Annotated in this window: 18 protein-coding genes; all 18 read right to left on the reverse strand. The window is 58.7% G+C overall.

Annotated elements, in window-relative coordinates:
* Positions 1-52 precede the first annotated feature (52 nt).
* Positions 53-835, reverse strand: a complete 783-nt coding sequence (locus FBY12_RS01460) for a hypothetical protein (RefSeq protein ID WP_145250409.1) — start codon at positions 833-835, stop codon at positions 53-55.
* A gap of 310 nt (positions 836-1,145) precedes the next feature.
* Positions 1,146-1,460 (reverse strand): DNA-binding transcriptional regulator, encoded by a 315-nt coding sequence (locus FBY12_RS01465; RefSeq protein ID WP_092270111.1) that lies wholly within the window; start codon positions 1,458-1,460, stop codon positions 1,146-1,148.
* Positions 1,450-1,800 (reverse strand): toxin, encoded by a 351-nt coding sequence (locus FBY12_RS01470; RefSeq protein ID WP_109501932.1) that lies wholly within the window; start codon positions 1,798-1,800, stop codon positions 1,450-1,452. The genes FBY12_RS01465 and FBY12_RS01470 overlap by 11 nt, the downstream gene beginning before the upstream one ends.
* Before the next feature lie 241 nt (positions 1,801-2,041).
* Positions 2,042-3,505, reverse strand: coding sequence for an NADH-quinone oxidoreductase subunit NuoN (nuoN, locus tag FBY12_RS01475; RefSeq protein ID WP_145250412.1), 1,464 nt, complete (start codon positions 3,503-3,505; stop codon positions 2,042-2,044).
* A 7-nt stretch (positions 3,506-3,512) separates the two neighbouring features.
* Positions 3,513-5,045, reverse strand: a complete 1,533-nt coding sequence (nuoM, locus tag FBY12_RS01480; protein ID WP_121733673.1) for an NADH-quinone oxidoreductase subunit M — start codon at positions 5,043-5,045, stop codon at positions 3,513-3,515.
* A gap of 40 nt (positions 5,046-5,085) precedes the next feature.
* Positions 5,086-6,939: an NADH-quinone oxidoreductase subunit L gene (gene nuoL, locus FBY12_RS01485; RefSeq protein ID WP_092270100.1), complete on the reverse strand. Its 1,854-nt coding sequence runs from the start codon at positions 6,937-6,939 to the stop codon at positions 5,086-5,088.
* Positions 6,936-7,244, reverse strand: coding sequence for an NADH-quinone oxidoreductase subunit NuoK (nuoK, locus tag FBY12_RS01490; protein ID WP_003223790.1), 309 nt, complete (start codon positions 7,242-7,244; stop codon positions 6,936-6,938). Before nuoK ends, nuoL begins: the two co-directional genes overlap by 4 nt.
* Before the next feature lie 2 nt (positions 7,245-7,246).
* Positions 7,247-7,750: an NADH-quinone oxidoreductase subunit J gene (gene nuoJ / locus FBY12_RS01495; protein WP_092270096.1), complete on the reverse strand. Its 504-nt coding sequence runs from the start codon at positions 7,748-7,750 to the stop codon at positions 7,247-7,249.
* A 9-nt stretch (positions 7,751-7,759) separates the two neighbouring features.
* Entirely contained in the window at positions 7,760-8,305 is a 546-nt protein-coding gene (nuoI, locus tag FBY12_RS01500; RefSeq protein WP_178076584.1) for an NADH-quinone oxidoreductase subunit NuoI, read from the reverse strand.
* A 12-nt stretch (positions 8,306-8,317) separates the two neighbouring features.
* A complete protein-coding gene (gene nuoH, locus FBY12_RS01505) occupies positions 8,318-9,325 on the reverse strand; it encodes an NADH-quinone oxidoreductase subunit NuoH (RefSeq protein ID WP_145250415.1) in 1,008 nt (335 codons plus the stop codon).
* A complete protein-coding gene (gene nuoG / locus FBY12_RS01510; RefSeq protein WP_145250418.1) occupies positions 9,322-12,036 on the reverse strand; it encodes an NADH-quinone oxidoreductase subunit NuoG in 2,715 nt (904 codons plus the stop codon). Before nuoG ends, nuoH begins: the two co-directional genes overlap by 4 nt.
* 136 nt (positions 12,037-12,172) lie before the next feature.
* The gene (gene nuoF, locus FBY12_RS01515) at positions 12,173-13,528 is read right to left on the reverse strand and encodes an NADH-quinone oxidoreductase subunit NuoF (protein WP_109501857.1); all 1,356 of its coding nucleotides are present in this window, start codon (positions 13,526-13,528) and stop codon (positions 12,173-12,175) included.
* Complete coding sequence (gene nuoE, locus FBY12_RS01520; RefSeq protein ID WP_092270083.1) at positions 13,525-14,022, reverse strand: NADH-quinone oxidoreductase subunit NuoE; 498 nt, start codon at positions 14,020-14,022, stop codon at positions 13,525-13,527. The genes nuoF and nuoE overlap by 4 nt, the downstream gene beginning before the upstream one ends.
* 2 nt (positions 14,023-14,024) lie before the next feature.
* Complete coding sequence (gene nuoC, locus FBY12_RS01525; protein WP_145250421.1) at positions 14,025-15,809, reverse strand: NADH-quinone oxidoreductase subunit C/D; 1,785 nt, start codon at positions 15,807-15,809, stop codon at positions 14,025-14,027.
* Between the two features lie 72 nt (positions 15,810-15,881).
* Positions 15,882-16,556 (reverse strand): NADH-quinone oxidoreductase subunit B family protein, encoded by a 675-nt coding sequence (locus tag FBY12_RS01530; protein ID WP_008146035.1) that lies wholly within the window; start codon positions 16,554-16,556, stop codon positions 15,882-15,884.
* 10 nt (positions 16,557-16,566) lie between these two features.
* On the reverse strand, positions 16,567-16,980 hold the full coding sequence (locus tag FBY12_RS01535; RefSeq protein ID WP_003223812.1) for an NADH-quinone oxidoreductase subunit A: 414 nt from the start codon (positions 16,978-16,980) through the stop codon (positions 16,567-16,569).
* Positions 16,981-17,660: 680 nt separating this feature from the next.
* Positions 17,661-18,986 (reverse strand): isocitrate lyase, encoded by a 1,326-nt coding sequence (gene aceA, locus FBY12_RS01540; protein WP_008032724.1) that lies wholly within the window; start codon positions 18,984-18,986, stop codon positions 17,661-17,663.
* Positions 18,987-19,458: 472 nt separating this feature from the next.
* The gene (locus FBY12_RS01545) at positions 19,459-20,220 is read right to left on the reverse strand and encodes a secretin N-terminal domain-containing protein (RefSeq protein WP_121733668.1); all 762 of its coding nucleotides are present in this window, start codon (positions 20,218-20,220) and stop codon (positions 19,459-19,461) included.
* Positions 20,221-20,391 lie beyond the last annotated feature (171 nt).

Genomic DNA, 20,391 nt, shown 5'->3' on the forward strand with positions numbered 1-20,391 from the left:
CTGCTGGAGCCGCCGTGGGGCTCATCGTACATTATTTTTGAGGATGAAACAGTCAGTGCGATTCCTTCAGATTTTTGCTTGCGATATTAATGTTGTTAATAAGGTTTGGATCAGCTGGTGATGTTCCAAAGAGCATCCTCTCAATAATTTGGATCCTGCTCTCCAGATCTGCCATACCGTCATTCTTGGAAGTATTTAGTAGATGGTCCTTTAATGACGCGATTTCCCCGCCTACATAGGCATCCTTAATTGCAAAATTTTTTCTGGGAGAAGATGTATCCATGTCAAAGAGCACAAAAAGAAGGCTGGCGAATGCGAGAGGAATGCAGGCCGACAAGAAGGCCACAGTAGCCTGGAAAACCCATCTTGAACGCTTTTCATTGGTCAGCGCGTTATGCGTCGAGCACGAAACGTAAGTGTTCGATATAAAGTTTTCAGTCTCTTTGGTTGGATCAATCAAAGACACTCTTTCATGCTGAGTAACCTTGGCGTTATAGCGATCGAGCTCAATGTTGTATTGAATTTGTTCGTCGTAATAATCTTTGACCTTTGCGGCATACGGCATTCGTTTGAATTCTGAGCCACTGAAAGCTTTGAAGTTGAAATACGTTGAAATCATCGCGCTTGTTACGACCAGAATGATCATTAATGAAATGGCTAAAGCAATGTCGGGTCTGGATGAGAAATCTAAAAAGCGAGCAAGATAAATGGTTGTCGAAACGAGGGCGAATATGGCTGTAAAAATCACTTGGGTTTTAATCGCAAGACTGTTTTTTATTTCCTCTTCATGCAGATACATTTTTTCGTAGGTTGCCCCTACATCGTTATTGCTCACAAAGTTTCTCCTCACGTGCTGCGCAGCCTATTAACCGTCGATCACGATAAAGCGGATGGCGTATTTCTGGCTGTAGGACGAAGCGGTAAATCCAGCCGGAGCTTTCGGTGATTGGGAGGTGTGCGTGATTGGCGGTAATAAATCCCACAATCTCAAAAAAGGCACCAGTAGGTGCCGTTTCTGCTTTGTGTCAGATGTGATCAAAGCCTTTGTGAGAGCAACTCTTCTCTTGAATTGCACGCTTGCATTGAAGTCAGGCGCAACGCTGGGGCCGCAGAATCTGTCGTCTTCGCGAGTCTTGGCGCCGCTATCAGGTCAAGGCCGCCAATTGCTCGACCGTTTCCGGAAAGCGCTCGACCAGGCGGATCAGGGTAGTTGCCTGCGCATTCGGCTGGGCTCGGCCCTGTTCCCAGTTTTCCAGGGTGCGGGTGTTGGTGCGCAGGTACATGGCAAACACCGGACGGGACAGGTTCAGTTGCTGACGTACAGCTACGACCTCTTCTGCCGTGATGGGGGCAAGTTTGGCCAGCTTCACTTTGTGGGTGCGCAGTGTGATTTTGCCTTGGCGCTCATCGGCCAAGGCGTCGAAGCCCTCTACCAGCTCGGAAAAGATCTCACGTTTCATCGTTTATTCTCGCGTTGATTTCTCGATGCAGCATTTGTTTGAGCAGTTGTTTCTGGGATGACGTCAGATCGTCCTGCTCGTTTTTGCCATACAAGGTAAACAGCCAGAATTGGTTGAAGCCGGACCACCAGTAATAAATCACTCTCAACCCGCCACGCTTGCCTTTGTTTCGTCGTTGATCGATAACGCGAATCTTGCGCAGACCTCCGGTGCCTTCAATAAGGTCTCCAGCTTCGGGGTTTTTCAGCAGCTCCTGTTGAAACAACCCGAAAAGGTCATCGTCCAGGTAGTCGCTGCGGTGTTTTGCAAATACGGGTAATTCGATAAAGAGAGCATCCATGTTCTGTACGTTACCTGCGTATATTTCTATCACAAGAATCGAATTGGTCAAGGCATCTGTTCCGGCCAATTCGGTCAAGTCATTACGGTAGGTTGCGGATCGCGAAAAGGATGTAGGACGAGGCGGCAGTGCCTGCGGGGGAATTCTGCAAATGAGCGAGGAGTGGTGACTTCCTGATATCCAGACGCAAAAACGGCACCCGAGGGTGCCGTTTCTGTTTGCTGCTTCTACCGCTAAACCATCAACCTGCCAACACTGCCTGTTGCACCAGTACCAGCAACGGTTGCGGATACAGACCGAGGAAGAACGCCAGGGCGGCGATGGCCAGCAGCATCACGCCGCCAGCCTTTTGTTCCCAGTGCAGTTGGGCGTCGTGGCGACGCAGGTTTGGCTCGATCAGGTACAGAGTCACCATCACGCGCAGGTAGTAGAAGACGCCGATGGCGCTGCCCAACACCAGCGAACCGACCAGCCACCATTGGTGCGACTCGACGCCGGTGGCGATGATGTAGAACTTGCCGATGAAGCCAGCGGTCAGCGGGATACCGGCCAGCGACAGCATCATCACGGTCAGCACGGCGGTCAGGTACGGACGGCGCCAGAACAGGCCGCGGTATTCGTACAGAGCGTCGGCGTCACGGCCGTTGTACGGCGAGGACATCAGCGTGATCACGCCGAACGCGCCGAGGCTGGTGATCACGTAGGTGACCAGGTACACGCCGATGGCTTCCACGGCCAGGCCTTTGCTCGCCACCAGGGCGATCAGCAGGTAACCGAAGTGGGCGATGGACGAGTAACCGAGCAGACGCTTGAGGTTGCTTTGGGTCAGCGCCAGCAGGTTACCGAACAGGATCGACGCGATGGCGATGACGGTCAGCACGTCGCTGAGGACACCGCTGCTTGCCGCTGGCGAGATCTGGAACAACCGCACCATCACCGCAAACACCGCCACTTTGGAAGCCGTCGCGAGGAACGCTGCAACCGGCGCCGGAGCACCTTCGTAAACGTCCGGAGTCCAGAGGTGGAACGGTACCAGCGACAGCTTGAACGCCAGACCGATCAACATCATGCCCAGGCCCATTTGCGCCAGCGAGCTTGGCAGGCCGGTGGTCGCGAGGGCTTGACCGATACCGACGAAGCTCAGGCTGCCGGAGTCGGCATACAACAGCGCCATGCCGAACAACAGAAACGCAGAACCGGCGGCCGACAGCACCATGTATTTGATGCCGGCTTCCAGCGAACGCTTGTTGAAGAACGCATACGCCACCAGACCGTAGACCGGCACCGACAACAGTTCCAGACCAATGAACAACCCGGCCAGGTGTTGCGCGCTGACCAATACCAGACCGCCAAGGGCCGACATCAGGATCAGCAGGTAAAGTTCTTCACGGTTGCCCGGGTAACCCGAACCGCCATCGCCGAGGTAGGCGTGGGCGAGGGTGACACACGCGAGGATGGCGACCAGGATCAGCGCCATATAAAGACAAGCGAAGCTATCGATTTGCAGCAACGGGGTCACGGCCAGAGGCGCGACTTTCAAGGCTGGCAGGATCGACAGCAATGCCAGGTTCAAACCCGCCACGGAAATCAGGAAGGTCTGCGAGTGGTTGCGACGCCACGCGATGGCCAGCATCACCACGATGATCGTGGCGGTGGTGATCAACAACGGCGCGAGCGCGATAAAGTGTTGAGTCGTGAATTCCATAGCGCTCTTACCGGGCCGAAGCGAGTTGAGTGAAGGCGGTACCGAGCCACTGCTGCACGCCATGCATCGTCGCTGCAGAAGTGTCGAGGAACGGCTGCGGGTACACGCCGATGTAGATCAGCAGTACCGCCAGACCGACCACCATGATCAGTTCGCGAGCATCCATGCCATGCAACACCGCGTCCGACTTGGACGGGCCGAAGTAGGCACGGTGAATCATGATCAGCGAGTAGACCGAACCGAACACCAGGCCGGACGTTGCAATCGCGGTAATCCATGGCGCTGCGGCGAAAGTGCCGAGCAGGATCAGGAACTCACCGACAAAGTTACCCGTGCCCGGCAAGCCCAGGGACGCGGCCGCGAAGAACAGGCTGATGGCCGGCAGGTAAGCGATCTTCGACCACAAGCCACCCATCTGACGCATGTCGCGGGTGTGGGTGCGCTCGTACAACTGACCGCTGAGGATAAACAGTGCGGCGGCGGAAACACCGTGCGCCAGCATCTGCATCACCGCGCCCTGCAGCGCCAGTTGGCTGCCGGAGTAGATGCCGATCAGTACGAAACCCATGTGGGAAACGGACGAGAAGGCAATCAGACGTTTGATGTCGGTTTGCGCGAATGCGAGGAACGCGCCGTAGAAGATCCCGATCAGACCGAGGGTCATGGCGATCGGCGCAAACTCGGCCGAGGCATTCGGAAACAGCGGCAGGGCAAAACGCAGCAGGCCGTAGGCAGCGGTTTTCAGCAAGATACCGGCGAGGTCGACCGAACCAGCGGTTGGCGCCTGGGCGTGAGCATCAGGCAACCAGGAGTGGAACGGCACGACCGGCAGCTTCACCGCGAACGCGATAAAGAAGCCGAGCATCAGGATGTACTCGGTGGTGAGCGACATCTTGGTTTTCAGCAGGTCGGCGTAGTTGAAGGTGATCACGCCGGTGCTGTTGAAGTTGACCAGCACCAGACCGAGGATCGCCACCAACATGATCAGGCCGGAGGCCTGGGTGAAGATGAAGAACTTGGTCGCCGCGTAGATCCGGGTTTTCTTGCCGTCCGAAGAACTGTGACCCCAGAGCGCGATGAGGAAGTACATCGGCACCAGCATCATTTCCCAGAAGAAGAAGAACATGAACAGGTCGAGGGCGAGGAACACGCCGACGACACCGCCCAGGATCCACATCAGGTTCAAGTGGAAGAAACCGACGTGACGCTGGATCTCTTTCCACGAGCAGAGTACCGAGAGGATACCCAGCAGACCGGTCAGCAGGATCATCAGCAGCGACAGGCCATCGAGCGCCAGGTGCACGCTGATGCCGAAGCGCTCGATCCAGATGTGCTTGAACTCAAGCGCCCAGGTTGGATCGGCGCCAGGCGCCGGAGCAAATGAATAATCACCGTGGGCCCACAGCCAGAGGCCGAGTGCGAGTTCCAGGGTCATGGTCAACAGCGCAATCCAGCGCGGGAGGGTAGCGCCGAAGCGCTCACCCATCCAGCACAGCAGGCCGCCGATGAAGGGGATCAGGATTAGCCAAGGCAGAATCATGACGGGCTCAATTCCTTTCGCAAGTTCGCAAGGTTCATATTCAGACCGCTACCAGCACGATGGCGCCGATGACCAGCACGGAGCCGGCTGCCATCGATGCCGCGTACCAGCGCAGTTGACCGGTTTCGGTACGGCTGAGGGCGGTGTGACCACCCTTGGCCATCCGTGGGATCAAACCGATGGTCTGATCGAGCGGGTCTTTGCGCAGTACGTGGCTGATCGCAAGGTATGGCTTGACGAACAGTTTGTCGTAGATCCAGTCGAAGCCCCAGGCAGCGAACCACCAGGCCGAAAGGAAGCGGCCGATGCCGCTGTTGGCGATTGCAGTGACGAAACGACGCTTGCCGAGGAACAGCAGCGCGGCCAGCAGGATACCCGCCAGAGCGATAGCGCCCGAAGCGATTTCCAGACTGTGCTTGGCTTCGCCGCCGGCATGGCCGACGCTTTGCGGCAACACGCCGTGCAGCGGTGGCACGATCATCGCGCCGACGAAAGTCGACAGCACGATCAGCACCGACAGTGGCAACCAGTGGGCGATGCCATGACCGGCGTGCGCTTCGGTCTTCGCTTCACCGTGGAACGCGATGAAGATCAAACGGAAGGTGTACAGCGAAGTCATGAACGCGCCGACCAGACCTGCGTAAAGCAGAGCGTGGTTGCCGCTGGCGAACGCTTCCCAGAGGATTTCGTCCTTGGAGTAGAAGCCTGCAGTCACCAGTGGCAGGGCCGACAGAGCCGCGCCGCCGACGATGAAGCTGGCATAGGCCAGTGGCAGTTTCTTCCACAGGCCGCCCATCTTGAAGATGTTCTGCTCGTGGTGGCAGGCAACGATCACCGCACCGGAAGCAAGGAACAGCAGCGCCTTGAAGAACGCGTGAGTCATCAGGTGGAAAATCGCGCCATCCCAGGCACCCACGCCCAGCGCCAGGAACATGTAGCCGATCTGGCTCATGGTCGAGTAGGCGAGGATACGTTTGATGTCGGTTTGCACCAGTGCGGCAAAACCGGCCAGCACCAGGGTCACGCCGCCAACGATGCCGACGAGGTGCAGGATGTCCGGCGCCAAGGCAAACAGACCGTGGGTACGGGCGATCAGGTAAACGCCAGCGGTCACCATGGTTGCGGCGTGGATCAGTGCCGAAACCGGGGTCGGACCGGCCATCGCGTCCGCCAGCCAGGTTTGCAGCGGCAGTTGCGCGGATTTACCGACAGCGCCGCCCAGCAGCATCAGCGTCGCCAGGACAATCCAGAAGTCGCCGACCTGGAATTTCTGCGGCGCCAGCACCAGCAGTTCCTGGACGTTCAGCGTGCCCAGTTGCTGGAACAGAATGAACAGGCCGATGGCCATGAACACATCGCCGATGCGGGTGACGATAAAGGCTTTGAGTGCAGCGTTACCGTTGTTGCGGTTGCTGTAGTAGAAACCGATCAACAGGTACGAGCACAGGCCCACGCCTTCCCAGCCGAAGTACAGGAACAACAGGTTATCGCCGAGGATCAGGAACAGCATGCTGGCGATAAACAGGTTGGTGTACGCGAAGAAGCGCGAGTAGCCGTCTTCACCGCGCATGTACCAGGACGCGAACAGGTGAATCAGGAAACCGACGCCGACCACCACGCCAAGCATGGTCACCGACAGGCCATCCAGATACAGCGCGAAGTTCGGCGTGAAGCCTTCAACCGCCATCCACTGCCACAACACCTGGGTGTAGTGACCGCCTTCTGGCGGGGCGACGTTGAATTGCCAGATCACGTAAGCGGTGACGATCGCCGACAGGCCGATGGAACCGACGCCAATCAGCGCCGAAAGGTTTTCCGAGAAGCGGCCGCGTGAGAACGACAGCAGCAGGAAACCGATGAGAGGGAATACGAAAGTCAGATAGAGAAGATTCATCCGCGCATCTCGCTGGCAGCGTCGATATCGAGAGTGTGGAAGCGGCGATACAGCTGCAACAGAATCGCCAGGCCAATACTGGCCTCGGCGGCCGCGAGGCTGATCACCAGGATGAACATGATCTGTCCATCCGGCTGACCCCAACGGGCACCGGCAACGATGAACGCCAACGCGGAGGCATTCATCATCACCTCCAGGCTCATCAGCACGAAAAGAATGTTGCGCCGGACCATCAGGCCGACCAGACCGAGGCAGAACAGGATGCCGGCGACCGCCAGACCATGCTCCAGAGGGATAGCAGGCATCGTCATTGCTCCTTGGCTTCGTTACGGCCCAAGTGGAACGCCGTGACCGCTGCGGCAAGCAGCAACATCGAGGCGAGTTCGACCACCAACAGGTACGGGCCGAACAGGCTGATGCCCACGGCTTTCGCGTCTACGGTGGTGTGGCCGATGGCCTGACCGCTGGCATCGCTGAACAATACGTACAGCAGTTCCGCCAGCAGCAGCGCGCCGAGCACTACCGGGCCGATCCAAATGCCGGGCTTGAGCCACACGCGTTCCTGCTGAACCGAGGCCGGGCCAAGGTTCAGCATCATTACCACGAATACGAACAGCACCATGATGGCGCCAGCGTAGGCGATCACTTCCAGCACACCGGCAAACGGTGCGCCGAGGGCGAAAAACGTCATCGCCACGGCAATCAGCGAAATGATCAGGTAGAGCAGGGCGTGCACAGGGTTGGTGTTGGTGATCACGCGAAGCGTGGACACCACAGCGATACCCGATGCGAAATAGAAAGCGAATTCCATCTTTCTTCCTTAAGGCAGCAAGCTCTTCACGTTGATCGGTTCGGCTTCATTCTGCGCGGCGCCTTTCGGCTTCCCGGCAATCGCCATACCTGCAACACGATAGAAGTTGTAATCAGGGTTTTTGCCGGGGCCGGAGATCAGCAGATCTTCTTTCTCGTAAACCAGGTCCTGACGTTTGAACTCGGCCATCTCGAAATCCGGTGTCAGCTGGATCGCGGTGGTCGGGCAGGCTTCCTCGCAGAGGCCGCAAAAGATGCAGCGCGAGAAGTTGATGCGGAAGAAGTCCGGGTACCAGCGACCATCTTCGGTTTCGGCTTTCTGCAGCGAAATGCAACCGACCGGGCAAGCCACGGCGCACAGGTTGCAGGCTACACAACGCTCTTCGCCATCCGGGTCGCGGGTCAGGACGATCCGGCCACGGTAGCGCGGCGGCAGGTAGACCTGCTCTTCCGGGTACTGCAGCGTGTCGCGCTTGCGGAAGGCATGGCCGAAGATCATCACCAGGCTGCGAAGCTGGGTGAAGAAGCCATGCACGATGTCAAATATGTACTTCATGATTCTCTATCCTCACTGAGCCGCGACGGCGGGCGTGTTGAGCAACACGATCGCAGCGGTCACCAGCATGTTGACGAGGGTCAGCGGCAGGCAGAACTTCCAGCTGAAATCCATCACTTGGTCATACCGTGGGCGCGGAATCGAGGCGCGCAACAGGATGAAAATCATGATGAAGAACGCGGTTTTCAGCGCGAACCAGATGAACGGGATCTGCGGCAGAATGCCAAACGGGCCGTGCCAGCCACCGAAGAACAAGGTCACCAGCAACGCCGAAATCAACACGATGCCGATGTACTCGCCAACGAAGAACATGCCCCATTTCATGCCGGCATATTCAATGTGGTAACCGTCAGCCAGTTCCTGTTCCGCTTCCGGCTGGTCGAACGGGTGACGGTGAGTCACGGCGACGCCAGCGATGAAGAAGGTCAGGAACCCGAAGATCTGCGGAATGATGAACCACAGGTTCTGCGCTTGATATTCAACGATGTCGCGCATGTTGAACGAGCCGACCTGAATCACGATGCCCATCAGCGACAGGCCCATGAACACTTCGTACGACACGGTTTGTGCCGAGGCCCGCAAGCTGCCGAGCAGGGCGAACTTGTTGTTGCTCGACCAACCGGCGAACAACACCGCGTACACCGAAAGACCGGCCATGGCGAAGAAGAACAGGATGCCGATGTTGATGTCCGCGACGCCCCAGGTCGGGGTGATCGGGATGATCGCGAAGGCAATCAGCAGGGCGCTCATGGCGACTACTGGTGCCAGGGTGAAGATCATCTTGTCGGCGAACTGCGGGGTCCAGTCTTCCTTGAAGAACATCTTGATCATGTCGGCGGCGATCTGGAACGCGCCGAACGGGCCGACGCGGTTCGGACCGTAACGATCCTGCCAGAGGGCGAGCAAACGACGCTCGACCCAGCTCAGCAGCGCGCCGCACACCACCACGGCGAGCAGAATCACGATGGCCTTGAGGACCGCGATGATCACGTCAATCACTTCAGGCGTGAACCAGGTCATTGAGCTGCCTCCTGCAGACCGTCAACGGTTTTGCCAAAGATCGCCGCTGGAATGCCGGCGATACCTGCCGGCAAGGCCACCAGGCCGGCACCGAGTTCTTCGTTGATGCGCAGCGGCAGACGCAGGGTCTGGCCGGCAACATTGAAGCTGAGCAGGGCACCGTCATTGACGCCAAGGCGATCGGCTTCGGATTTGGCCAAAGCAACGTAAGGTGTTGGAATGCGTTCCTGAACCGGTGCGGCTTTCGCCGAGTTCTCTTCGCTGCCGAGCAGGTGGAAGAACGGCACCACTTGCCAGGTTCCCGGCGCCGGGTTGAACGCGCGCGGCGCACTGGCGAACCAGTTCAGCGAATCACCGGTGCTTTCGATCAGGCGGGTGCCCGGATCGCCAGCGCGGATGTGACCACCGACTTCGTCCTGGAACTTGTTCCAGGCTTGCGGCGAGTTCCAGCCCGGCGACCAGGCGAATGGTACTTGCTGACGGGGTTCGGCCGAGCCCGAGTAACCTTCCATCGAGAAGTTGAACGCGGTGTCGTTGTCCTGCGGAGTACGCGGTTCGTGCACGCTGATGTCAGCGCGCATGGCGGTACGCCCGGAGTAACGCAGCGGTTCGCGCGCCAGTTTCATGCCTTTGATGCGGAACGCGGCGGACGGAGCGGCATCGACGATGCGCGCCAGTTGTGGCCGGCTCGCAGCGACGGCGGCGGTGACGTGGTCCAGTTGGGTCCAGTCGATTGGCTGGTCCAGCAGGGTCGCGCGCAGGGCATGCAGCCAGCGCCAGCCTTCGTGCACCAGAATGCTCGCGTCCATGTATTTCGGATCGAAGACCTGGAAGAAGCGCTGGGCGCGACCTTCCTGGCTGACCAGCGTGCCGTCACCTTCAGCGAAGCTTGCGGCTGGCAGAACCAGGTGCGCGCGATCACTGGTGGCGGTCTTCTGATGGTCGGCGACGATCAGCACTTTCGCAGCGTTCAGCGCGGCATCGACCAAGGCTTTGTCAGTGCGCGTGTACAGATCGTTTTCGAGCACGACGAGGGCGTCGGCGCGGCCATCGATCACGGCTTGTAGCGCGTCGTCGACCGAATCGCCACCGAGCATGGCCAGGCCGAGGCTGTTGGCCTCTGGCACGATCAGGCTGATCGAACCGTTCTTGTCGCGCAGCTTCAAGGCTTTGGCGATGTTCGCCGTCGCTTCGATCAGTGCTTTGGAACCCAGCGAAGTACCGGCAATGATCAGCGGACGCTTGGCCGCGAGCAGGGCGTCGGCAATGCGCTGGGCCAGGTCGAGGGCTTCAGTGTCCAGGCCTTCAACCGCTGGCGCACTGGCGTCGAGGGCGTGAGCCACGGCGAAACCGATGCGAGCCAGGTCGTCCGGCGCGGCGTGCACGCATTCTTCGGCGATGTCGTCGAGCTTGGTTTCAGCGAGGCTGGCGATGAACAGCGGGTTCAGCTCGTGCTGGCCGATGTTTTTCACCGCAGCGTCGAGCCACGGCTGGACGCGCATCGCGTCGGCCATGTCTTCAGCCTTGCCCTTGACCGATTGGCGCAACGACAAAGCCATGCGCGCAGCAGTCTGGGTCAGGTCTTCGCCGAGGACGAAGATCGCGTCGTGGTCTTCGATGTCGCGCATGTTCGGAACCGGCAGCGGGCTGTCGTTCAGGACTTGCAGGACCAGGCGAATGCGTTCCAGCTCGGCGGCTTCGATGCCGGAGTAGAAGTGCTCGGCGCCGACCAGTTCGCGCAACGCATAGTTGCTTTCGAGGCTGGCGCGCGGCGAACCGATACCGACGATGTTGCGACCACGCAGCAGGTCAGCGGCTTTATCCAGCGCTTCGTCGAGGCTCAGCTTGGCGCCGTTGGCCAGCAGTGGCTGACGCGGGCGGTCTTCGCGGTTGACGTAGCCATAGCCGAAACGGCCACGGTCGCACAGGAAGTACTGGTTGACCGAACCGTTGAAGCGGTTTTCGATCCGACGCAGTTCACCGTAGCGCTCGCCCGGCGAGATGTTGCAACCGCTGGAGCAGCCATGGCAGATGCTCGGCGAGAACTGCATGTCCCACTTGCGGTTGTAACGCTCGGAGTGAGTCTTGTCGGTGAACACACCGGTCGGGCAGACCTCGGTGAGGTTGCCGGAGAACTCGCTTTCGAGGGTGCCGTCTTCAACGCGACCGAAGTACACGTTGTCGTGGGCGCCGAATACACCGAGGTCGGTGCCGCCGGCGTAATCCTTATAGAAACGCACGCAGCGGTAGCAAGCGATGCAGCGGTTCATTTCGTGGGAAATGAACGGGCCCAGTTGCTGATTCTGGTGAGTGCGCTTGGTGAAGCGGTAACGGCGCTCGTTGTGGCCGGTCATTACCGTCATGTCTTGCAGGTGGCAGTGACCGCCTTCTTCACAGACCGGGCAGTCGTGAGGGTGGTTGGTCATCAGCCATTCGACGACGCTGGCGCGAAACACTTTCGCTTCTTCGTCTTCGATGGAGATCCAGCTGCCGTCGGTGGCGGGTGTCATGCAGGACATGACGATCCGACCACGGGTGTCGTTGGCGTCGGTGTACTGCTTGACCGCGCACTGGCGGCAAGCGCCAACGCTGCCAAGGGCTGGGTGCCAGCAGAAATAAGGGATATCGAGGCCTAGCGACAGACATGCCTGTAACAGGTTGTCTGCCCCATCGACTTCGAGCTCTTTGCCGTCTACGTGGATAGTGGCCATGGTTCAAAGGTCTTCGTTGGCCCGGTGTCAGCGGGCGTGGCTAATGGAATCTTGTTATTCGCGTGAATCAACACAGCCGCTTGCGGCGTCATCACACGAGAAAACGAAGGGCACGGACCCTTCGTTTTTTAAGCGTTTACGCGCCGACTACGATCGGCCTTGCCAGAGGCGGGACGGCGGCGCTGGTGGGCGCGATGCCGGCTTCGAACTCTGAACGGAAGTATTTGATTGCGCTGCCCAACGGCTCCACGGCGCCCGGTGCGTGAGCACAGAAGGTCTTGCCCGGGCCGAGGAAACCGACCAGACCCAGCAGGGTCTCGATATCGCCGGCCTGTCCTTCACCGTTTTCGATTGCACGCAGCAGCTTGACGCTCCACGGCAAACCGTCACGGCATGGGGTGCAGAAACCGCAGGATTCACGGGAGAAGAACTCTTCCATGTTGCGCAGCAACGAGACCATGTTGACGCTGTCGTCCACCGCCATGGCCAGGCCGGTACCCATACGGGTGCCCACTTTGGCGATGCCGCCGGCGTACATTTGTGCGTCGAGGTGTTCCGGCAACAGGAAACCGGTACCGGCGCCGCCGGGCTGCCAGCACTTGAGCTTGAAGCCGTCGCGCATGCCGCCGGCGTAGTCTTCGAACAACTCGCGACCGGTGACGCCGAATGGCAATTCCCACAGGCCCGGGTTCTTGACCTTGCCGGAGAAGCCCATGAGCTTGGTGCCCATGTCTTCACTACCTTCACGCGCCAACGATTTGTACCAGTCGACGCCGTCGGCAATGATCGCCGGCACGTTGCACAGGGTTTCAACGTTGTTCACGCAAGTCGGCTTGCCCCACACGCCAACGGCGGCAGGGAAGGGCGGCTTGGAGCGCGGGTTGGCGCGGCGGCCTTCGAGGGAGTTGATCAGTGCGGTTTCTTCACCGCAGATGTAACGCCCGGCGCCGGTGTGGACAAACAGTTCGAAATCGAAGCCGCTGCCTAGGATGTTTTTACCCAGCAGGCCTGCAGCCTTGGCTTCTTCCACGGCACGGTTCAGGTGCTTGGCGGCGGTGGTGTATTCGCCGCGCAGGAAGATGTAGCCACGGTAGGTTTTCAGCGCGCGAGCACTGATCAGCATGCCTTCGATCAGCAGATGGGGCAGTTGCTCCATCAGCATGCGGTCTTTCCAGGTGTTCGGCTCCATTTCATCCGCGTTGCACAGCAGGTAGCGGATGTTGATGGATTCGTCTTTGGGCATCAGGCCCCACTTCACGCCAGTGGGGAAGCCTGCACCGCCGCGACCTTTGAGGCCAGCGTCTTTCACGGTCTGGACGATGTCGTCCTGGGCCATGTCGGCGAAGGCTTTGCGCGCAGCGGCGTAACCGTTCTTGGCCTGGTATTCGTCGAGCCACACGGCCTCGCCGTCGTCGCGCAGACGCCAGGTCAGCGGGTGAGTCTCGGCCGAACGCTTGATGCGGTTGGCAGGACCGAAGGAAGTCAGGGTCATACGTAGCCCTCGAGCAATTGGGCGACGCCAGCAGGCTGCACGTCACCGAATGTGTCGTCGTCGATCATCAACGCCGGCGCCTTGTCGCAGTTGCCGAGGCAGCAAACCGGCAGCAGGGTGAAGCGACCGTCGGCGGTGGTCTGACCCAGGCCGATCCCCAGATTGCTCTGGATTTCGCTGACCACCGACTCGTGGCCGCCGATGTAGCAGACCATGCTGTCGCAGACGCGAATGATGTGGCGGCCGACCGGCTGACGGAAGATCTGGCTATAGAACGTCGCCACGCCTTCAACGTCGCTGGCCGGGATGCCAAGGATCTCGCCGATCGCGTACAGGGCGCCATCCGGCACCCAGCCGCGTTCCTTCTGGACGATCTTCAGGGCTTCGATCGACGCCGCGCGCGGGTCTTCGTAGTGATGCAGCTCGTGCTCGATGGCCGAGCGCTCGGTTTCACTCAAAGTGAAACGGTCTGTCTGGATAAGCGTGCTGTTCATGCTTAGCGGTCCACGTCGGCCATAACGAAATCGATACTACCCAGGTACGCGATCAAGTCCGCGACCATGCTGCCTTTGATCACCGAAGGGATCTGCTGCAAGTGCGGGAAGCTTGGGGTACGAATCCGGGTGCGGTAGCTCATGGTGCCGCCATCGCTCGTCAGGTAATAACTGTTGATGCCCTTGGTCGCTTCGATCATCTGGAAGGATTCGTTGGCCGGCATGACCGGACCCCACGAAACTTGCAGGAAGTGCGTGATCAAGGTCTCGATGTGCTGCAACGTGCGTTCTTTGGGCGGCGGCGTGGTCAGCGGGTGATCCGCCTTGTACGGGCCTTCCGGCATGTTGCGCATGCACTGCTCGATGATTTTCAGGCTCTGGCGCATTTCTTCGACACGCACGATGCAGCGGTCGTAGGCATCGCCGTTGGCCGCCAGCGGCACTTCGAATTCGAAGTTCTCGTAGCCGGAATATGGACGCGCTTTACGCAGGTCGAAATCGCAACCGGTCGAACGCAGGCCGGCACCGGTGACGCCCCATTCCAGGGCTTCTTTGGTGTTGTAGGCAGCGACGCCGATGGTCCGGCCCTTGAGGATGCTGTTGTCGAGCGCAGCTTTCTGGTATTCGTCCAGACGCTTTGGCATCCACTCGACGAAGTCTTTGACCAGTTTTTCCCAGCCACGCGGCAGGTCGTGGGCGACGCCACCGATGCGGTACCACGCCGGGTGCAGACGGAAACCGGTGATGGCTTCGATCACCGTGTACGCCTTCTGGCGGTCGGTGAAGGTGAAGAACACCGGAGTCATCGCGCCGACGTCCTGGATGTACGTCCCGAGGAACAGCAGGTGGCTGGTGATCCGGAAGAACTCGGCCATCATGATGCGGATGACGTCGACCTTCTCCGGCACCTTGATGCCAGCGAGCTTCTCGACCGAGAGCACGTACGGCAGGTTGTTCATCACGCCGCCGAGGTAGTCGATACGGTCGGTGTACGGGATGAAACTGTGCCAGGACTGGCGCTCGGCCATTTTCTCGGCACCACGGTGGTGGTAACCGACGTCGGGCACGCAATCGACGATTTCTTCACCGTCCAGTTGCAGGATGATGCGGAAGGCACCGTGCGCCGAAGGGTGGTTCGGGCCGAGGTTGAGGAACATGTAGTCCTCGTTCGCCCCGGAACGCTTCATGCCCCAGTCTTCAGGCTTGAAGCGCGCGGCTTCTTCCTCAAGCTGTTGCTTGGCCAGCGTCAGGCTGAACGGATCGAATTCGGTGGCGCGCGCCGGGAAGTCCTTGCGCAGCGGGTGACCTTCCCAGGTCGGTGGCATCATGATACGGGTCAGGTGCGGATGACCTTTGAAGTCGATCCCGTACATGTCCCAGACTTCACGCTCGTACCAGTTGGCGTTCGGCCAGATGCTGGTGACGGTCGGGAGGCTGAGGTCGCTCTCGGACAGGGCGACCTTGATCATCACGTCGCTGTTACGTTCGATCGACATCAGGTGATAGAACACGGTGAAGTCGGCGCCGCTTGGCAGCCCTTGACGCTTGGTGCGCAGGCGCTCGTCCACGCCGTGCAGGTCATAGAGCATGACGTACGGCTTGGGCAGGTTGCGCAGGAACGTCAGGACTTCGACGAGTTTGGCACGGGCAACCCAAAGCACCGGCATGCCGGTGCGGGTAGGCTGGGCGGTGAATGCCTCGGGGCCAAAACGGTTGTTCAGTTCGACGACCACATCCTGGTCGTCTGCCTTATAAGGCGGGATGTACAGAGCACTGCCTGTAGTCATGGTTATTTATCGCTTTCGGTCAACGTAAAGAATGAAGCCAGGTTCTCGTTCTATTTAAGAAGGGGAGCTGGATCAGACTTCGTCGGGGCTGCGCAGGTTGGTGACTGCGATTCGCTGTTCGCGGCGCTGTTCCTTTTGCGAAGGCATCTCGGCGCGATAAACGCCTTGATCACCGACGACCCAGGAAAGCGGACGACGCTCCTGTCCAATCGACTCTTGCAAGAGCATCAAGCCTTGCAGAAAAGCTTCCGGACGGGGCGGGCAGCCAGGCACGTAAACGTCCACGGGCAGGAACTTGTCCACCCCTTGAACGACGGAGTAGATGTCGTACATGCCACCGGAGTTGGCGCACGAACCCATGGAAATAACCCATTTAGGTTCGAGCATTTGCTCGTAGAGACGCTGAATGATCGGCGCCATCTTGATGAAGCAGGTACCGGCGATAACCATGAAGTCCGCCTGACGTGGCGATGCCCGGATAACTTCGGCGCCAAAGCGCGCGATGTCGTGGGGCGCCGTGAAGGCGGTGGTCATTTCCACGTAGCAGCACGAAAGACCGAAGTTGTACGGCCACAGGGAGTTCTTGCGCCCCCAGTTGATCGTGCCGTTAAGCACGTCTTCGAGCTTGCCCATGAAGATGTTTTTGTGAACTTGATCTTCTAACGGATCGGAAACGGTTTCCCGTTCGCCAATCGGATATTGCTCGTTAGGAGCATCGGGGTCGATCCTGGTGAGATTGTATTGCATTGCCAAAGCCTCATTGTTTCAGCTTCGCCTGCCGCTTGCGACGAGCTTCCGGAGCCCAGTCAAGGGCGCCCACTCGGAACAGGTAGACAAGACCTGCCAACAGAATTGCTATGAAAACGAGAGCTTCGACGAATCCGGTCCAGCCGCTTTCGCGGACGGACACAGACCAGGCAAAGAGAAATAGGGCTTCGATATCGAAGATCACGAAGAGCATCGCGACCAGATAGAATTTGGCTGAGAGCCGCAAGCGGGCGCCACCTGTAGGTAGCATGCCGGACTCGAACGGTTCGTTTTTGCTGCGGCCCCAGGCTTTTGACCCGAGGAGGCTGGAGACGCCGAGCATGAAGGCGCAGAGGCCGACGACGCCCAGAAGGAAAATGGCAAAGCCCCAGTTGTGGGCCATGAGTCCTGTCGCTTCGGGCATGCTGGTAATCCTTAACAGAGAGCAAAGGTCTCTGAGCTTGATAGAAACAAAGCAGTGACGATATGTCGCAGCAATCAATCGCGGTGATTTTATGGCACAACACCGTGCAAGTAAAATTCCTGTGGCGAAATTATTTAGCGGAATAAGGACATAGCGTACCTCCACAGCCCTGCGACCCATGCGCTCCGGGCATTAGCCGGCATTTGATCAATATTGTTTTGTGGCAAATGTAACGAACAAAGTTACGGCTAAATGATAATCAATATTGTTTGCGGCGGTTTTGTAAGTGTTTAACGGGCGAGTGAGTGGGAAGTTGTCTTATATAGCCGTTACTGCAAGTTGCACGTGGACAGGTTTTACCCGGTTTTTGCGATCGCGATAGCGCTCTGGATCAATGTTTTTTCGCGCAAGGCCCGCCACACGCACATCCTGTAGCAGCTACCGAAGGCTGCGTTCGGCTGCGGAGCAGTCGTTAAACAAGCGGTGATGTTTTTCAGATGAATTCAGTTCGTAGAATCAGCGAGGGCTTCGCCCTCGAACGCAGCCTTCGGCAGCTGCTACAGGGAAGGTGGGACGGAAGAAATCCCACGCAAAAAAACGCCCCGAACCAGTCGGGGCGTCAGATGTGCGACGTTGCGGTTAGCTTTTCACTCGGTCCGCAACGGCCGTTTGCTGGGGTATCAGTGGAACTGTTCTTCTTCAGTCGAACCGGTCAGCGCGGTTACCGAAGACGAGCCACCTTGAATCACGGTGGTCATGTCGTCGAAGTAGCCGGTGCCCACTTCCTGCTGGTGCGCCACAAAGGTGTAACCCTTGGCCGCGTCAGCGAATTCCTGCTCTTGCAGCTTCACGTAAGCAGTCATGTCGTTGCGGGCGTAGTCGTGCGCCAGGTTGAACATGCTGTGCCACATGTTGTGAATGCCGGCCAGGGTGATGAACTGATGCTTGTAACCCATGGCGGACAATTCGCGCTGGAACTTGGCGATGGTCGCGTCGTCCAGGTTTTTCTTCCAGTTGAAGGAAGGCGAGCAGTTGTACGACAGCAGTTGGTCCGGGTATTCCTTTTTGATCGCTTCAGCAAAGCGACGAGCCTCGTCCAGATCCGGCTTGGCGGTTTCGCACCAGATCAGGTCGGCATACGGCGCGTAAGCCAGGCCGCGAGCGATGGCCTGGTCGAGACCAGCGCGCACTTTGTAGAAGCCTTCCTGAGTACGTTCGCCAGTCACGAATGGCTGGTCGTACGGATCGCAATCGGAAGTCAGCAGGTCTGCCGCGTTAGCGTCGGTACGCGCCAGAATAATGGTCGGCGTGCCGGCAACGTCAGCCGCCAGACGCGCGGCGGTCAGCTTCTGCACAGCTTCCTGGGTTGGCACCAGAACCTTACCGCCCATGTGCCCGCATTTTTTCACCGAGGCCAGTTGGTCTTCGAAGTGAACGCCGGCGGCGCCTGCTTCGATCATGCTTTTCATCAGCTCGTAGGCGTTCAGTACGCCGCCGAAACCGGCTTCGGCGTCAGCCACGATTGGCGCGAAGTAGTCGATGTAGCCTTCGTCGCCCGGACCTTTACCGGCTTTCCACTGGATCTGGTCAGCACGGCGGAACGAGTTGTTGATGCGCTTGACCACGGTTGGCACCGAGTCCACCGGGTACAGCGACTGGTCCGGGTACATCGATTCGGCGGAGTTGTTGTCGGCAGCCACTTGCCAGCCCGACAGGTAAATAGCCTGGATACCGGCTTTGACTTGCTGAACAGCCTGGCCGCCAGTCAGGGCGCCCATGCAGTTGACGAAATCTTTCTCAGGACGGAAGGACGGCTTGGCGCCTTGGGTGACCAGGTTCCAGAGCTTTTCGGCGCCGAGTTTTGCAAAGGTGTGCTCAGGTTGAACCGAACCGCGCAGGCGGACGACGTCAGCAGCGGAGTAAGCGCGTGTCACGCCTTTCCAGCGTGGGTTTTCAGCCCAGTCTTTTTCGAGGGCTGCAATTTGCTGTTCGCGTGTCAGTGCCATGGAGTTAAACCTCGTCGCGTCTTGTATGAAAAGTCGTCTTGGGTGAAAAATTCATGCTCGCTGACCAGAAGCTTAGGTGCTCAAGTCGGATTCGGCGGGGGTGGCGACGGGATGAACGATGGGCTCGAGGGGAAGTGAGCAGGTAAGGGCGAACTGGCGAGCGCATTCGGGCGTCGTGGGCCTTCATACAAACATCAGCGTGGAGCCGGGTTACCTAATTACGCTTCCGTCCCTCGGGACAACTTCGTTCCAGTCGGCAACCTCGTCAAACACGCCTTGTGGGCGGTACAGACACGAATCGGCTTGCGGGGTAGATGCAGGCGTCGATCCGAAGGCCCTTTCCAGGGCCCCTGATTAGCGGGAGCGAGGCCATCATGCCTTTGCTTTTTTAGCTCGTCAAACGTTTTGTAGTGCTTTTTTTCAAGCACTACATCTTTAGTCTAATACGACCAATCAGTCAGTTTTCGGTGCTTTAGTCCAGCGTGTCGACTTTCACCCGCAGCGTCATGTCATCGCGGCCCTGAGTAGAGTAGCTGCGGGTCAGGCCCTGTTTGTCGGCCTGAGTCTGCCGGTTCACGCCGGCGAGGGTGATCCACTCGCCCAAGCGCCCGGTGACAGTTGTGTCGGTACTTTGCACATTCACTACATCGGGACGTTCCTGGCTCATGCGGTCACGATTGGTACTGATTGCCAAGTGAACGATGTCACCGGTGACGCTGGCAGTGACGTAGAAACCCTGTGTGACGTTGCGATATTCGGTCTGGCTGCGCAAATCACCGTAGGAATCGGTCTGGCTGCTGGTCAGCGGCACGCTTTGGCCGACCTGGATCAACGCCGGTGAACCCTCGCTGGCCTGGATCTGCTGGACGCCGCCGTCACGGCTGTTGGTGCTGCGGTTGATGATGCGGGTCTGGCTCGGCTTGACGCCATTCACCGAATAACCCTGATCGCCCTGGTAATTGTTTTCGTTGGTGTCGACGGTGATCAGCAAGCGCTTGGGTTGGGTATCCAGCTGCGCGATCAGCGCTTTGAGTTCGTCGATCTTGCGTTGATCAGCGTTGACGATCAGTTGATTGCCGTAGGCGCTGACCTGACCATCCTTGCCGATGAAATCCTGCGCCATCGGCAGCATGTCGGCGCTGGTGTGGTAGCTCAGGGGCACAATTTCGGTGGCGGCCATGACCGAAAAACTGCAGGTCAGCAGCAGCGTGGTGAGCAGGGTGCGTAGGGACATGTCCGTTATCTCCGCTTTCGAAAGGCTTGATATTGCCAGTTTGTCGGCCTGGGGTGGGGCAAGTTGAATCGCGCACAGCAAAACGCCCCGACATCCGAAGATGGCGGGGCGTTTTGTGGTGTTCTTGCGGGCCTCTTCGCGGGCAAGCCTCGCTCCTACAGTTCGCGAATA

The sequence above is a fragment of the Pseudomonas sp. SJZ131 genome, from assembly GCF_007828705.1.
Classification (GTDB): domain Bacteria; phylum Pseudomonadota; class Gammaproteobacteria; order Pseudomonadales; family Pseudomonadaceae; genus Aquipseudomonas; species Aquipseudomonas prosekii.